Annotated in this window: 12 protein-coding genes and 1 pseudogene; 5 read left to right on the top strand and 8 right to left on the bottom strand. The window is 67.0% G+C overall.

Annotated elements, in window-relative coordinates:
- Positions 1-40: 40 nt before the first annotated feature.
- The 6 genes from ABT009_RS30015 to ABT009_RS29990 all read right to left on the bottom strand — a co-directional run bounded on the left by ABT009_RS30015 (position 41) and on the right by ABT009_RS29990 (position 8259).
- Positions 41-1291 carry an acyl-CoA dehydrogenase family protein gene (locus ABT009_RS30015; protein ID WP_351301743.1) on the bottom strand — a complete coding sequence of 417 codons (1251 nt, stop codon included), beginning with the start codon at positions 1289-1291 and terminating at the stop codon, positions 41-43.
- A gap of 41 nt (positions 1292-1332) precedes the next feature.
- Positions 1333-2478, bottom strand: coding sequence for a WD40/YVTN/BNR-like repeat-containing protein (locus tag ABT009_RS30010; protein WP_351301740.1), 1146 nt, complete (start codon positions 2476-2478; stop codon positions 1333-1335).
- Positions 2479-2871: 393 nt separating this feature from the next.
- Positions 2872-4050: an ABC transporter ATP-binding protein gene (locus tag ABT009_RS30005; protein WP_351301737.1), complete on the bottom strand. Its 1179-nt coding sequence runs from the start codon at positions 4048-4050 to the stop codon at positions 2872-2874.
- 31 nt (positions 4051-4081) lie between these two features.
- Positions 4082-5845: an ABC transporter permease gene (locus ABT009_RS30000; protein ID WP_351301734.1), complete on the bottom strand. Its 1764-nt coding sequence runs from the start codon at positions 5843-5845 to the stop codon at positions 4082-4084.
- Between the two features lie 42 nt (positions 5846-5887).
- A complete protein-coding gene (locus tag ABT009_RS29995) occupies positions 5888-7120 on the bottom strand; it encodes a cytochrome P450 (RefSeq protein WP_351301732.1) in 1233 nt (410 codons plus the stop codon).
- A 95-nt stretch (positions 7121-7215) separates the two neighbouring features.
- The gene (locus ABT009_RS29990) at positions 7216-8259 is read right to left on the bottom strand and encodes an extracellular solute-binding protein (RefSeq protein WP_351301729.1); all 1044 of its coding nucleotides are present in this window, start codon (positions 8257-8259) and stop codon (positions 7216-7218) included.
- Between the two features lie 439 nt (positions 8260-8698).
- Here ABT009_RS29990 and ABT009_RS29985 point away from each other — a divergent pair, with 439 nt between their 5' ends.
- Positions 8699-9160: a VOC family protein gene (locus tag ABT009_RS29985; RefSeq protein ID WP_351301726.1), complete on the top strand. Its 462-nt coding sequence runs from the start codon at positions 8699-8701 to the stop codon at positions 9158-9160.
- An 81-nt stretch (positions 9161-9241) separates the two neighbouring features.
- On the top strand, positions 9242-10477 hold the full coding sequence (locus tag ABT009_RS29980; protein ID WP_351301723.1) for an amidohydrolase family protein: 1236 nt from the start codon (positions 9242-9244) through the stop codon (positions 10475-10477).
- Positions 10478-10542: 65 nt separating this feature from the next.
- Here the strand turns inward: ABT009_RS29980 and ABT009_RS29975 are convergent, their stop codons facing one another.
- A complete protein-coding gene (locus ABT009_RS29975) occupies positions 10543-11586 on the bottom strand; it encodes an ABC transporter substrate-binding protein (protein WP_351301720.1) in 1044 nt (347 codons plus the stop codon).
- Between the two features lie 293 nt (positions 11587-11879).
- Between ABT009_RS29975 and ABT009_RS29970 the strand changes: the two genes are divergently transcribed.
- Positions 11880-12491 (top strand): PadR family transcriptional regulator, encoded by a 612-nt coding sequence (locus ABT009_RS29970; protein WP_351301717.1) that lies wholly within the window; start codon positions 11880-11882, stop codon positions 12489-12491.
- A 44-nt stretch (positions 12492-12535) separates the two neighbouring features.
- Here the strand turns inward: ABT009_RS29970 and ABT009_RS29965 are convergent, their stop codons facing one another.
- Positions 12536-14122 (bottom strand): FAD-dependent oxidoreductase, encoded by a 1587-nt coding sequence (locus tag ABT009_RS29965; RefSeq protein WP_351301715.1) that lies wholly within the window; start codon positions 14120-14122, stop codon positions 12536-12538.
- Positions 14123-14517: 395 nt separating this feature from the next.
- On the opposite strand from ABT009_RS29965, the pseudogene ABT009_RS29960 reads away from it, so the two are divergent.
- Positions 14518-14661, top strand: a pseudogene (locus ABT009_RS29960) (transposase); the annotation flags it as partial.
- A gap of 190 nt (positions 14662-14851) precedes the next feature.
- On the top strand, positions 14852-15064 hold a 213-nt coding region (locus ABT009_RS29955), incomplete at its 3' end, for an NUDIX hydrolase (protein WP_351301712.1).

Genomic DNA, 15064 nt, shown 5'->3' with positions numbered 1-15064 from the left:
GACCGATCGCCCTTGAGCGGCCGACGACCCCGCTGCCCGTTCAGCGCGCCCTGACGCCGGGCCCCGGCTTCGGCCCCTCGCCCGGCCCCAGGCCCACCGCTGCGCGGCCGAAGGCGACGGACGCCAGGTCCCAGGTGAATGCGACGTGTTCGGCGGCGGTGTTCACGTCGCGCCACCAGCGCTGGATGGCACCCGACTCGTAGACGCCGCTTCCGCCGCTGGCCTCGTAGAGCGTGTTGACGGCCTCGCGTACCTGCTGCACGGCGAAGGCCAGGTCACGTTGCCGGCGCGCCTTGGCAACGGTGTCGAAGACCGGCCGGGCGGGCGCCTTGTCGGCCTCCTCCGCGTGGTGGAGCAGAAGGTAGGTCGCGGCGTCGATCTGGGACGCCGCCTTCGCGATACGGGCGAGCGCGGTGCCGTTGGAGGCCTGCGCGATCGGCGGCAGGCCCTCGAGGCGCCGGCGGGTGCTGATGGTGAAGACCTCGAGCGCGGCCCGCCCCGCTCCGACCGCCGCTCCCGGCAGGGAGAACGGCCAGACGGTGTCGTACGCCTGGCGGTACAGGCCGCCCTCATGGATCGCGGCGCCAGGAGCGTTTCCCGCGCTGAGATCGGCGAACCGGACCGCCCGGTGCTCGGGGATGAAGGCGTCGGTGACCACGAGGGACTTGCTGCCGGTGCCGCGCAGACCCACCGTGTACCAGTCGTCGACGATCTCGACGTCGCCGCGCGGGATGAGGAAGTACCACGGCTCGGGCGCGCCGTCGCCGTCGGACACCAGCCCGCCGACGAGCACCCAGTCGGAGTGGTCGATGCCGCTGCAGAACCGTCCTGTCCCGCCCCGCCAACTGAATCCTCCGGGGACCCGCTCGGGAGGCCTGCCTCCGAGCCGGATGAGCGAGGCGATGAGGCTGCGCGGGTCAGCGAACACCTCGTCCTGGGCCTGCTCCGGGAACAGGGCGGCGAGCCATGTGTGTCCTGCCAGAACGCCGTAGACCCAGCCGGTGGACGCGCAGGCCGACCCGATCTCCGCCTGGACCTCGAGGAGGGTCGCGAACCCCAGTTCGGAGCCACCGTACCGCTTGGGCGTGACAATCCCGAACAGGCCCGCGTCGACCATCTCGGCGATCGAGTCGGGACTGACGGAGCGCGCCGACTCGGTCTCCTCGGCCCGCCCCGCGATGCCCTCCTTGAGCTTGCAGGTCGCGGCGAGCGCTTCCTCTCGTGAGACGAGCACCGCCGGCGGCGGCCGGTCGTCGGTCGGTCCGGCGGCGTTGACTGCGTTGGTGGTCATGGTGCTCCTAGTCAGGGGCCACGGCATGGTTGAGGCGCTGGTCAGTGGCCGGCGGCGGCCAGTTTCTCGATCCGGCTGCGCTCGTCCGGGCTCAGGAACCAGCGGTAGTGATGGACCTTCGACACCGGCGGCAGACCGGACGCGATCTCGTGCCAGGTCTCGGCACGGTCGGTGCTGTGGTAGACCTCACCGGTCGCGGTGCCGAGGAAGAGTTCGGCTTCGCCGTTGTGACCGTGCAGCGACATGGCCTCGAAGTTGCCTTTGACGTCGGCGGGAAGGCCCTGGACGGCTTCGTGCCAGGTCTCGCCGAAGTCGAAGCTCCGGATCACACCCGCGTGAGCGGTGCCGAGCTGCTGCTCCGCCCAGGTGCGCGGCGGGTCCCCGGCACCGGCGGCATACACGGTCGCCTCGTCGTCGGGGTCGAGGACCAGCGCGTCGGGGTAACCGAGGCGGTCGAAGCGGGTCTGGACGTGCTGCCAGGTCACGCCAGCGTCGAGCGACCGGTAGATGCCCTCACCGCCGACGAGGATGATCTTGGCAGGGTCGTCCTCACGGATCACGGTCCGGTGCACGTCGCGATACCAGAGATCGGTCTTCTTCTCGTAGGAGTCGATCTCGGAGAACGACTCCCCCGCGTCCCGGGTGCGCAGCAACGCGCCCTGCTCGACACACACGTAGAAGGTGTCGGGGTCGCTGTCGTGCCAGGTGACATTCTTGACATGGGCCAGGTGCGGGGGCGGCGGAAAGGTCCACTTGTCCGTCCCCGGCACCTCGGTCAGCGCCGGAAGCAGCTCCCACCTCCTGCCGAGGTCGTGGCTGCGGTAGAGGCCGGGCGGCTCCACCCCGGCGTAGCAGACGACGCCCTCGCTCCGCCTCTGGACGGCGACATGGAAGACATGCCTCTCGGTGATGCCGTCCATCGACTCGGCCCAGGTGAGGCCGCCGTCCCGGCTGATCCACAGCCCACCCTGCCCGTGACCGCCGACGAGAACGGCTCCCGACTCGGCGTCGTAGGCAATCGAACTGACGTGAACTTGCTCGATCGAGCGACGCGACTCCCGCCAGGGGTCGCCGGCGCTCGCGCGGGTGAAGTGGACAACGCCGCGGATGGTACCTACGAGCAGTTCGGTGGCCGGGTCGACTGTCCTTGTGCGGTTCTGCCCGTTGGGCGAGAGACACACCAACATGGTCGATCAACTCCTCGAGTACGCTTCGTCGAAGGTAGCGCATTTATTTGTTAGTCCGCAACCCTCTTGATCTCAGGGGCAGTTGACGCTGCCATCCCTTGTCCGGGGCTCTCACAGATGCGGCTGGGAGGTGTCCGCGCCGCCGGTGGGAGCGTGCGTGGTGGCCTGTCCCACCTAGCGAGGTCCAGGGCGCCTGTGCCACTCGCATGTGGTCGCGCCCGGCCGCGGACGGATCACGGTCGTCCCAGGAGGTCGTTTCCCGGGCGGAACGGTCCCTTTGCCGGGGCGGGAGCCGGGCCGGAGCCGATCAAGTGGCGCGTCCTCCCCGGGTCGTGGCGACGCCGGCGCCCGGGGCGACGCCGCGGGCGCGTTCGCGTACCTGCACGCCGGCCGTCAGCCGTTCGCGTCACTCCGGGGGCGGAATGCGTGCACGTCTGCCGGGTCGACGCACATCCACGCCTCACTGGCCGGCGCCGGCGGCGCCGAGACTCCGTCGGACCAGACGCGGTAGATGACGTGGTCGCGCGTGACGACGTGCTCGGCGTGATTGCCGGAGAACATCTCGGACCGGTAGGTCACCGGCCAGGCGTTCGGCCCGGTGGGCTGCTCGGCCACCACCCGGGCGCGCTCGGGGCGGAAGACGGCGACTGCTGTCGAGCCGGCCTCCACGTCGAGTCCGGCCCTCCCAGCCACCACCTTGCCGAGCGGTGTGCTGATCACCGCGCCGTCGGGAGTGACGGACTCGACCTGGCCTTCGAGTTCGTTGGCCGAGCCCACGAACGTCGCCACGTAGTGGGACACCGGCAGGGAGTAGAGGGTGCGTGGGTCGGCGAGCTGGGCGACAGTGCCCCTCTCCAGCACGGCTATCCGGTGCCCGAGCTCCATCGCCTCCTCCTGGTCGTGCGTGACGTAGACGGCGGCGAAGCCGAACTTGCTCTGCAGGGCGGTGAGTTCGACGCGGAGGTCCTTGCGTACCTTGGCGTCGACGTTGGAGAGGGGCTCGTCGAAAAGAACGAGGGAGTCCCCCGAGACGAGTGCGCGGGCGAGAGCCACGCGCTGCTGCTGGCCACCACTGATGTGATTCGGGTACGCCGAGACGACCTCGCCGATTCCCACCAGGGAGCAGATCCGCTCGACTTCGCTCCTCACCTCGCCGCGCGCGACACCGCGCTGACGAAGCGGGTAGGCGATGTTGTCGAAGATCGACATGTTGGGCCACAGCGCGTAGGACTGGAAGACCATGCTCAGTGACCGCTGCTGGGGCGGACGATCCACCCTTGCCTCGGAGGAGTAGACCCGGCGGCCCTCGATGAGGATCTCGCCCGAGTCCGGGTGCTCAAGTCCGGCGATGGAACGGAGCAGCGTGGTCTTGCCGCAACCGCTCGGGCCGAGCAGCACCAGGCACTCGCCGGCCGCGACGTCGAGGGAGACCCCGTCGACGGCGGGGACCTTGGCGCCGTTGGAGCGGACGAAGTGCTTGCGCAGGTTCCGCACCGAGAGCACCGGCCGGCCGGGCTCGGCGTTTCCTGAGACCTTCTCCGCCGTGCGGGTGGCGGACTTCATCAACGACATCGCAGACTCCTTTGTCAGGCGTTGTGGAGGATTACGTGGTCCGCCTGCGTCGCTCCGAGGACGCCCACCGCGAGGCCCTCCGGCCGTACCAGACGGCGAGGAACACGACCACGGCGGAGACGACCGTCAGCACGGATGCCAGAACAGCCACCTGGGAGGTGGAGCCGTTCTGCTGGGTCTCGAGGATCTGGTAGCCGATCACGGGGTTGGTCACGCCCGCGAGCAGCGACGACACGGTGACATCGCCCATCACGCGGACGAAGACGATCGCCCATGAGCCGACCAGAGCGGGGATCAGCAGCGGCAGCACCACTCGCCAGAAGGTGCGCCGGTCGCCCGCCCCGGATATGGCGGACGCCTCGGTGAGTTCCTCGCTGACACCGGCGACGGCGGCGTCGGAGGTGATGGAGGCGTTCGGGATGTTCAGCAGCAGGTAGCCGAGGAAGAGGATCGTGACCGTGCCCGCCATCCAGAACGGCGAGCCCGTGAAGGTGAGCACGATGCCCACCACGAGGAGCAGGGTGCCCAGCGTCGCGGGCAGCTTGATCCCGGCGTCGACGAGCCGCCCGAGGACCGGCCCGGCGCGCTTGATGTAGAGCGAGACGACCGCTGTCACCAGCGCGACGACCGTCGCGGCCGCCAGGGCGAGCAGCAGACTGTTGCGCAGGCCTGCCTGCATCTGCGGGTTCGACAGGAGTGTCGCGTATCCGTCGAAGCTGATCCGGCTCCACTGGATGGACGGCTGCCATGTGCCGGTGAAGGCCACGACGAGGAGACCGCCGAACGGCAGAACGGTGGTCAGCAGCATGTAGAGCACCATCACCAGGCGGGCCGGGGTCCGCCAGCGGCCGAGCCGGAGCGGGATGGTGCGGGTTCCCTTGGAGCCCATGGTCGCGTGTCGGCTTCCGCGCAGCACCCGCGTCTGCAGGAACCACACGAACATCACGACGATCGAGATGATCGATGACAGCCCGACGGCCAGACCGCGGTCCGCGGGATAGGTGTTGCGCAGCGCCGTCACGATCTCGTTGGACAGCATGCTGATCTCTGCGGGGGTTCCGATGACGACCGGGATGTCGACGGTCACCATGGCGACCCAGATCCACAGCAGGGCACCCGCAAGGACGGCCGGCATGATCGACGGGAGCGTCACCTTGCGCAGGGTCTCGAGCGCCCCGGCACCGCTGATCCGGCTCTGCTCCTCCAGGTTGGAGTCGAGCGTGCGCAGGGCGGGGGCGATCATCATATAGGTGAACGCCACTCCGTAGACGGAGAACACGAACACCATGCCGTGCCAGGAGTAGATGTTCATCAGAGCACCGTCGGTGTCGATCCCGAACAGGCCCAGCAACCACCGCCAGGCGTTGTTGAGGTAACCGGCCTCGGGCGCGAAGAGCATGATCCAGCCCATGGAGCCGGCGATCGGCGGTACCAGGAACGGCACCATGGGCAGCAGATCCGACAGCAGGCCCATCCGGGCGTCGGTACGTTCGTTGAGCCAGGCCAGTCCTCCGCCGACGATCACCGCGACCACCGTGCTCGCCAGCACGATCGTCAGGGTCTGGAGGACGGTCCTGCCCAGGTCGGGGTGGTTCAGCGTGCGCTGGATCGGGTCCAGGGTGAACGAGCCGTCGGTGAAGAACAGCTTGAGCACGACGGAGCCCAGCGAGATCACGGTTAGGACGATTGCCGCGAGTGCCAGCAGCAGGCTGAACGCCGCGAACGGCGACATCCGCCGATGCCGGCGCGCCGCCCGCAGCCGCCCTCCCCGCGGAACGGGAATGCTCGTCACCATGCCTCCTTGCAAGGTGTCGGAATTCGGATCCCTGGCCGCGGGCTACGACGCCGCTGCGGGCGTGACGCGAGCGGGCAGGTTCAGGGGGGCGCGGAAGGGCCAGTGTTCCTTCCCTATCGCGCCTGCGAGCTCCAGCGAGCCGGTGTCGTTGATCACCGACTCGAGCGCCGCCAAGATCAGGCTGCGCGCGATGTTCTTGCCCGGGCACGAGTGGATTCCCGCGCCGAAGGTGAGGTGCGGGTTGGGCGAGCGGCCGATTCGGAACTCGTCGGGGTTCTCGAAGACCTCGGGATCGCGGTTGGCGGCCGGGAAGACCAGCGCCACCGGGTCGCTTTCCTTCATCCGCACGCCGGCGAACTCCACGTCTTCGGCCGCGGTACGGGCGAAGCCGAGCTGAGGCATGTCGAGCCGCAGGAACTCCTCCACCGACTCTGCGATCAGCGCGGGGTTCTCACGGAGAGTGCTCTGGAGGTCCTGGTCCAGCAGCAGTCGCTGCAGCATATTGCCGAGACTGTGCGACGTCGCCAGCCACACGATCAGCATGGGCTGCCGTACCGCGCCGACGACCTTCTCGGGGTCCAGCGGCTGCCCGTCCGGCCTGCGGGCCTGTACGAGGGCTGTCGCGAGGTCGCGCGACGGGTCGCGCGGGGTGCGGCGCCGGTCCTCGACCAACTCCTGCGCGACGCGCTGCATGTTCTCGTGCGCCTCCGCCACCTCGGCCGGATTCTGGTGACCCGGCTGGCCGCCGCGGACATACATCCCGCACCAGCGGTTGAGGTCTGCCGGATCGACGTCGTCCATGGCGAAGACCTTGGTGATCGTGAACGCCATGAGCGGGCCGCAATAGTCGCGGACCAGGTCGACGTCGTCGCTCGCCGCCATCGCCGCGACCAGACGCTCGGCCTCGGCGCGGATGGCGGGCATGATCTCCGGGCCGACAGGGCCGCCGAACACCGGGACCATCACGTCGCGGAACCAGGTGTGCTCCGGCTGGTCGACGTGCATCAACGGTCGATTGTGCACCGGGGCGCCGGCCCGCGGCTTGGTCATGATGTGGAGCACCGAGTTGACGAAGAGGTCGTTCTGTTTGGCCGCCTCCACGACGTCACGGCGACGGGTGAGTGCCCAGAATCCGCCCCACTGATCGGAGTGGGCGACGGGGCACTTGGATCGCATCTCGTGGAGAAGACGGTGCGGGTCATCGGTGAATGCGGGGTCCATCGGGTCGAAGTCCGACGCCCGTTCGGTTCCGGCAACATCAGCCTGGTCCGACATGGTGCTCCTCTCGAAATGATCTGAGCCGAAGTCTCTGCTCAGCGGAACGTGTCGCATTTGTCCGTCGGTGGAAGAGCTGCGGTCACACGGCACGGTCAGTTCTTGAACGGGCCGAGAAGCTGGTCGCGACGTTCCTTGACCTGTCGCATCCGCTTCAGCGTGGGCTCGGCGAACGTGTCCGGGATGTCGTCGTAGGGCCCGTAGGAGCCTTCGCCCGTGTTGACCGACTCGGAGCCCTCCGGAGTCAGCAGGAAGTAGGAGAGCAGGCGGGCGCCCGCCGGGTGGGGCGCGTTCGCCGACACCCCGAAACCGTGAGTCGGCCAGTAGGCGTGCGCCATCGGGACGAACTCGACCGGGGCACCCTCGGCCTTCATCGCGTTCACCACGAACGGCAGGCTCTGCATGGCGAGCCATGCCTCGCCCGCGCCCACGGCGCTGTGGATGGGCTGGAGTCCGCCCTGCGCCGGGCCGAGCTGGCCGGCGAGCTTGTCGAGGAAGCCGGTGCCGTACTTCTCGGCGAGGGAGTCCAGCGTCAGCAGTTGGTTGATGTTGTCGAGACCAGAACTCGAGTAGGAAAGGACCTTGCCCTTCCAGAAGGGGTCGAGCAGATCCTCCCAGGTGCTGGGCACCTTGCTGGCCGGTACGTGCTCGGTGTTGTAGACCAGGCCGGACTGGATCGCCTGGATCAGCGCGGTGTCAAGCTCGTCGTAGATGTACTTCTTCGGGAAGTCCGGCACGAGACCGAGCACTCCGGTGTCCCGGAGCGGCACGATCATGCCGCGGTCGACGGCGCCGGGATAGTAGTCGGGCTGCCCCGAGATGACCACGTCCGCCGAGGGCGCTCCGGCTTCCAGCTCACCCTCGTAGCGCGCTATCAGGTCCGTGCCACCTATCCGCTGGATCTGCAGGTCGACCTTGGGATATCGATTCTTGAAGGCCTTCTTGAGCGCCTCGGTGTCGGTCGGGAGGAAGTCCGTGTAGACAAGGACCGTTCCTTCCTTCTCCGCCGCCGCCACCATCTCCTCGACAGAACCGAAAACAAGATCGGCGCTGCTCGCACTCGCGGTGGGCGGCTTGCCGCACGCGGCAGCCGCCAGCATCAGTACGCTCGCGCCAAGCAGTGCCAGGAACTTACGCATGGACTCATCCCATCTTCGTGTGCGGACCCGGAAGGCCTGACGGCCTCGGGCAACAGCGAGTCACCTGCGCTGCAACACAGCTCACAGCGCCGGACGCTATCGCACAAGTGCGCCTGTCGGAACGGTCCGTCAAGGGTTTTCTGAGATTCCGGCCGAACCTCGCGCCGCGCCCGCACGAACGAGGTCCGACTCCGCCGGAGGCGGCGCTACGCCCGATCGCCGCCCATATGCGACCTGTTGACTTCCCGGAGCACTAGCAAAATAATGCGCTAGGTGCCCCTCGTGAAGGGGGTAGTGCACGGTTGTCGTGAACCATGAACCGGTCGATCAGGCTCTGGCCGCGCATGACGCGTTCGCCCAGCGGCCGGACCGCATGTGGCGGTGCTCAAGGCCCCGAGTTGGCCGGTAGCCGAGGACCACACCGGAAGGGTAGGACGGCATGCTCGGGATATCCGGCTTTGCGCATGTGAGTTTCACCGTGAGCGACCTCGAGCGCAGTGAGGCCTGGTACACGGAGGTACTGGGCCTGGTCAACGTCCGGGAGATGCGCCGGGACGGCTATACGAAGGTGATCCTCGAGGATCCGGGGAGCGGCATCGCTGTGTCCCTGACCCACCACGGGGACAAGAACTCGGGCGATTCCTTCAGCGAGTTCCGGACCGGTCTTGACCACGTTTCCTTCGCCGTGCCGTCAGTTGCCGAGTTGGAGCGCTGGCGGGAGCGGCTCGACAAGTTCGGAGTTCCCCGGACCGAGATTCTGCCGACCAGGACCGGCGCGGTACTGATCTTCCGCGACCCGGACAACCTCCAACTCGAGTTCTACGCCGCCGAAGGGTCGGTCGACGAAGAGGGCAGGCCGACTGCCAAGTGGATCCATGCCTTTCCCCCCGTGACCGACTGATCGGGACACGGCACGCCCGCGTACGGCGTCAGTGAACTTCGGACAAGAAGCAACTCCCGGCGAAGCAGGAAGGACATTGCTGTGAAGTTCGAGGATCTGGTCTTTGTCAGTGTCGACGATCACGTACTGGAGCCACCGAACATGTTCGAGGGCCGCCTGCCCAGCGGCCTCGCCGAACGAGGTCCCAAGTTCGTCGCGGGGGAGAACGGCCAGGGCGGCTGGGTGGTCGACGGCGTCCACAGCCCCTGGACGATGAACTACGGCGCCATGCGCCCTGGCGCGTGGAACGCCGACGAGCGCGTCGCCGAGCTGAGCAGCATCGGCATCCTCGGGTCGCTGTGCTTCCCGTCGTTCCCGCGGTTCGCCGGCCAGCTCTTCATGCAGGTCAAGGACCGCGCACTGGGCCTGGCCTCGGTTCAGGCGTACAACAACTGGATGGTCGAGGAGTGGGCGGGCCCGCACCCCGACCGTCTGATCCCGCTCGGTCTGATGCCGCTGTGGGACCCGGTGGCCATGGCCGAAGAGGTCCGCCGCATCTCCAAGCTGGGTGTCCATGTCGTCGGATTCTCCGAGAACCCGTCCAAGCTCGGCCTTCCGAGCATCTACGACGACGAGTTCTGGAAGCCGTTCTGGACCGCGTGCTGCGACGAGGGAACGGTGGTCGCCACTCATATAGGCTCCTCGTCGTCACTCCCCAAGACATCGGACGACTGCTCGATGGAAGCGACGGGCGTGATGATTCCGCTGAACCTCTACGGAACCGCCGCCGACTACGTCTGGTCGAACGTCTTCCGCACCTATCAGCCGCTCAAGCTGCTCCTGGCTGAGGGCGGCACCGGGTGGGTGCCGTTCTTCCTCGAGCGATGCGAGATCGCCTACCGGGCCCGCCCGTGGGTGCGGGAGGCGTACGGCCCGAAGTCACCGACCGAGGTCTTCCGGGAGCACGCGATCACCTGCTTCATCGAGGACAAGTCGGGTGTCGCCCTCCGGCACGAGATCGGTATCGACAACATCTGCTGGGAGTTCGACTACCCGCACGGCGACTGCGTCTGGCCGGACGGACTCGAGTTCGCGTGGAACAGCTACCTCTCCGGTATGCCGGACGACGAGGTGAACAAGATCACGCATCTGAACGCCATGCGACACCTCCGCTTCGACCCCTTCGCGACCCGTGGCCGTGAGGCGTCGACGGTCGGGGCCCTGCGCGCGAGCGCCCGTCCGCCCTACGAGGGTGCCGTCACCGGCGGGTTCTGGGACTCGGCGCTCGGAGAGAAGGAGGCGAAGTGGCGCTCCGGTGAGGCCGTGACGACCTCCTGACGCGAAAGAAGAGGACCGGTGCGGGCAGTCGCTGCCCGCACCGGTCCTCTTCCTTTCACCCGCGGTCAGTTCTTGAAGGGCTTGAGGAGCTCGTCGCTTCGTTCCTTGACATCCCGCATGTCCTTCGGCGTGGGCGGGACGTACGTGTCCGGGATATCGTCGTACGGGCCGTAGGACCCGACGGGCGTGTTCACCGACTCGGAGCCCTCCGGGGTCAGCAGGAAGTAGGAGAGCAGGCGGGCGCCGGCCGGATGAGCGGCCTTCGCCGACATGCCGAAACCGTGGGTCGGCCAGTAGGCGTCCGCCATGGGGACGAACTCGACCGGGGCGCCCTCGGCCTTCATCGCCTCCACCATGAACGGGAGGCTCCGCATCGCGACCCATGCCTCACCCGCGCCCACGGCGCTGTGCATGGGCTGGATTCCGCCCTGATCGGGGCCGAGCTGGCCGGCCAGCTTGTCCAGGAAGCCGCTGCCGTACTTCTTGACAAGGAGGTTCAGCGCCATCAACTGGTTGGTGTTGTCGGTACCGGAGCTCGAATAGGTGACGACCTTGCCCTTCCAGAAGGGGTCGAGCAGATCCTCCCAGGTCTTGGGCACCTTGCCGCCCGGAACGTGCTCGGTGTTGTAGACCAGGCCGGGCTGGATCGCCTGGATCAGGGCGGTGTCGAGCTCGTCGTAGATGTACTTCTTCGGGAAGTTGGGCACGAACCCGAGCACTCCGGTGTCCCGGAGCGGCACGATCATGCCGCGGTCGACGGCGCCGGCGTAGTAGTCGGGCTGCCCCGAGATGACCACGTCCGCGGAAGGGGCGCCAGCCTCCATTTCGCCCTCGTAGCGGGCTATGAGGTCCGTGCCGCCGATCCGCTGGACCTGCAGATTGATCTTGGGGTACGCACGCTTGAAGGCCTTCTTGAGCGCCTCGGCGTCGGTCGGGAGGAAGTCGGTGTAGACGAGGACGGTACCTTCCTTCTCCGCCGCCGCCGCCATCTCCTCCACTGAACCGAAAACGACATCGGCGTCGCTCGCACTGGCTGTGGGTGGCTTGCCGCACGCAACGGCCACCAGCATCAGTGCGGACGCGCCGAGCGGTGCCAGGAACTTACGCATGGACTCATCCCATCTTCCTGTCCGGACCCGGAAAGCCTGACGACCTCCGGCAACAGCGAGTCACCTGCCTGTAACACAGCTCTCAGCATGGGACACTATCGCACAAGTGCGCCTGTTGGAACGATCCGTCAAGGTTTTTCCGGGATTCCGGCCCGCTCCGACAGCGCGCCACAAGAGCCTCGCGTGTCACACAGGAATCCGGAATCTGGATGTTCACACATGCGCCCGTTTCGCCTCTCCGGCATACAACATATGCGATACTGTTAGCCCTTCGATCGAATGTCGAGGTGACAATGCCGAACTCGAAGTCCGACTGGACGCCCAGCGTGCTGGGAAACGCCATCCTTCAACTTCTCACCCGTAACACCATGAGTGGCTACGACCTCAAGAAGCGTTTCCACTCATCGATTGGTAACGGGTGGCACGCGTACGACACGCAGATCTACCGTGAGCTGAAGCAGCTCGAGACTCACGGTTTCATCACCGGGCGGGTCGCTCCAGGTGTGTCCGGGCCTCAGCGGCGCTTGTACTCGATTTCGGAGAAGGGGTTGTCGTCGGTCACCGAGTGGCTGACTTCCTCGATGGATCTGGACCGCATCAAGGACGAGGTCGGGCTCCGGACCTGCACCGCGGACCTGTTTCCAGGGGAATCCTTCGAGGAGTTCGTCCATTCCGTCGCGGATCAGTGGGAGAAGTCCCTGCAGCATCAACGCATATCGCTGCAGGTGCTGACCGAGCAGTACGGCGGCGGCCCCGAGACCTCGGACGACACCGTCTTCGGCCGCCAGCTGGCGATCGAAATGATGATCCTCACGACCGAGGCCAGACTGGAATGGACACGGCGCGCGCTGAGGGTCCTCCGGCGCCGGCGGCGCCTGGCGGAGGCCTCATCGGAAAGCGCGTGACCCACCAACCCACGATGATGGGTCACCGGCGAACCTGAGCCGGGTCAAGCCGTCTCGTCCCAGGGCGTCAGCGCTGCGGCGTGACGAGCGGCGAGCCGGCCGGAGATCATGAACTCGGCGATGTCGCCCATCGAGTTGTAGTACGGGCCCCACATCGATCCGCATTCGCCGATCGCGTAAAGCCTGGGGATCGGCTGGTCACGAGCGTCCAGTACCCGCTGATCCGCGTCGTGCTTCGGACCGCCGTGTGTGTTGATGAAGGTCGGCAGCATCGGGCCGACCGCGTAGAAGGGGCCGGTGTCGAGAGGGGTCAGGAACTCGGCACGCCCGTGGTGCCGGTCCTCCCCCGCGGCGCACATCCGGTTCCACTCCTCGACCGTGTCGACGAGCTGCCCCGGATCGATGTGCCCGCCCCGGGACGCACCGGGAAACGTGGGGAAGACGCAACGCCTCGCCAGTTCCTCGACGGTGTCCGCCTTGATGATCCAGCCTCGTTCGAGTTCGGCGCGATTGTCCTCACTCCATGCAGGCAGACGCGAGTTCTTCGTCGTCATGGCGGCGCCGGCGTCGAACGCCTTCTGATCGAATATCTGGAACGCGGGCACATTCGCGAACTCGGCCGTTTCCACCTCCATAGCGAACCAGGGTTCCCTGTTTCCGTAGCCGTGATGGAGTCCGGCCATTTCGGTCGTCTCGTCGTAGAAGCGGCGGCCGTGCTTGTTCGCCCAGATGACGCTACCGGCGTCCTTGAAGAGTCCCGCGTTGTAGCCGTATCCGGTCATTCGCATGAACTCATGCGTGACATACACCGTGTCCGGATCGACTTGAACACCCCAGTTGAGCGGACCCGTCACCGAGTTCATGTGCCAGAGTTGAGCGCCCGCGGCCTGAGCCATCTCTATGCCCTCTCCGGTCAGATTCGAACTGCCGGAGAACAGGGTCGGACAGTGGCTGATGTACTGCTGCCGCATCCGTTCGTTGAACTCGAAGCCGCCCGTCGCGAGCACCACCGCCTTCCTGGCCTTGACCGAAATCCGTGTGCCGTCGGGCGCTGACGCGGTCACACCAAGAATCTCTCCCGACGCCGGATCCTGGATAAGCGCGGTGACGGGCGTCGAATACTCCACCCGGGCACCCTGACTCTCAGCCAGGCGGGCAATCGACTCGAACAACGCCGCGCCGCCGGGGGCCTTGATGAAACTGACGCCCAGGAATCCCTCGGCACCGGGCGCCTCGGGGAACTCGGGGAAGAAGCCGTCCGCCCTGAAGGGCCGCGCGTCCGGCTTCAGGGGGAAGCCCAGGCGGGACTCGAACTCGGCAAGACGGCCGAGCCCGTCGAGGTAGGCGAGCAGCACGTCCTTCTCGGTCTGCCCGCCGCACATCCAGTCCAGATACTCGAGCGACTTGTCGTCGTCGACCGACGCGACAAGCAGGGAACCCGCGATACACGCCGAGTTGCCGCCTCCCACCGCCCCCTTCTCCAGGAGAAGCACCTCCTGCCCCGCGTCGGTGGCGATCGCGGCGCAGGTCGCCCCGGCACCCCCGTACCCGGCGATCACGACATCGGCCTCCATGTCCCAGCACTCCGGCATCCAGGCCGGGCGGGTGGCGCTCTCCGTCCGCGACGTCATCGGGCTCCTCCTCGCTATCGGTCCCCTCGGGGCACCGCCGTTCACATGGAAAACTCACGAACTTCTGCGATACTCTCCGTGGGTCGGTCGAACCGTCAAGACCCCGGAGCCCACAAAGGACACGGGCAAGGCCACCCTTTCGCGGATGGCTTTGCCTTGCCCGGTCTTACGGTCTGCCGCGGGTCAGGCGGTCACGGTGATGCCCACGGGGACGGTGAACGCCTCCAGGGCATGCTTGCCGCCGGTACGGCCGTAGCCGCTGAACTTCTCGCCACCGAACGGCATTTACGAGCGTTACTGACCTTTCCGGAGGGTTGTCGGGGGTGACGTTGGTGTCGCGCGTCAGACTTTGTGGCTCAGGGGTTAGCTGAGTCCCTGACCCGACGGAGAGTCTGATGAGCCGTCCACCGCAGTTCCCGGTGGAAGTGAAGATACGGATCGTGCTGTCCGTCCTGGCAGGCGAGATGACGGTCGCCAAGGCGGCCCGGAAGAACAAGACCTCTGAGACCTCGGTGGTCAAGTGGAAGGCCCAGTTCCTGGAGAGCGGGAAGGCCGGTCTGGCTCCGGGCGGGCCGGACGGCCGTCCTCGCGCGAGGAGAGCCTCGAGGCGGAGACCGTGCGAAACTGCTCGACGCACTCCACAGAATCTATCCGCCAGCCAAAGAACAACTGGGCGCCCTGGCATACGAGTTCGATCACCAGCCCGAACGTGCAGGCCACCCTTTACCCATGACCCCGACCGAGTACGTGAAGACCGTGCCCCACCACACGGTGCACGGCTGCCTGTACATCCGCGACGAACACGATCGGCCCGAACAGCTGCGCTCGGTGTACGGCAACCGGCTGTGGCAGTTTCCCGGCGGCAACACCGACACCAGCGAAGACCCCCTGGCGACCGCACACCGCGAGGCCGCCGAAGAAACCGGACTCTCTCTCGGCCAG

The organism is Streptomyces sp. NPDC002896 (assembly GCF_040295225.1).
Lineage (GTDB): Bacteria > Actinomycetota > Actinomycetes > Streptomycetales > Streptomycetaceae > Streptomyces.
The sequence above is the reverse complement of the archived record's forward strand: the minus strand, read 5'-3'. Positions and strand labels throughout refer to the sequence as shown.

What these genes read in the sequence shown, in the direction of transcription:
- ABT009_RS30015 (WP_351301743.1), bottom strand. Translation starts at nt 1,291, where the DNA reads ATGACCACCAACGCAGTCAACGCCGCCGGACCGACCGACGACCGGCCG.
- ABT009_RS30010 (WP_351301740.1), bottom strand. Translation starts at nt 2,478, where the DNA reads ATGTTGGTGTGTCTCTCGCCCAACGGGCAGAACCGCACAAGGACAGTC.
- ABT009_RS30005 (WP_351301737.1), bottom strand. Translation starts at nt 4,050, where the DNA reads ATGTCGTTGATGAAGTCCGCCACCCGCACGGCGGAGAAGGTCTCAGGA.
- ABT009_RS30000 (WP_351301734.1), bottom strand. Translation starts at nt 5,845, where the DNA reads ATGGTGACGAGCATTCCCGTTCCGCGGGGAGGGCGGCTGCGGGCGGCG.
- ABT009_RS29995 (WP_351301732.1), bottom strand. Translation starts at nt 7,120, where the DNA reads ATGTCGGACCAGGCTGATGTTGCCGGAACCGAACGGGCGTCGGACTTC.
- ABT009_RS29990 (WP_351301729.1), bottom strand. Translation starts at nt 8,259, where the DNA reads ATGCGTAAGTTCCTGGCACTGCTTGGCGCGAGCGTACTGATGCTGGCG.
- ABT009_RS29985 (WP_351301726.1), top strand. Translation starts at nt 8,699, where the DNA reads ATGCTCGGGATATCCGGCTTTGCGCATGTGAGTTTCACCGTGAGCGAC.
- ABT009_RS29975 (WP_351301720.1), bottom strand. Translation starts at nt 11,586, where the DNA reads ATGCGTAAGTTCCTGGCACCGCTCGGCGCGTCCGCACTGATGCTGGTG.
- ABT009_RS29970 (WP_351301717.1), top strand. Translation starts at nt 11,880, where the DNA reads ATGCCGAACTCGAAGTCCGACTGGACGCCCAGCGTGCTGGGAAACGCC.
- ABT009_RS29965 (WP_351301715.1), bottom strand. Translation starts at nt 14,122, where the DNA reads ATGACGTCGCGGACGGAGAGCGCCACCCGCCCGGCCTGGATGCCGGAG.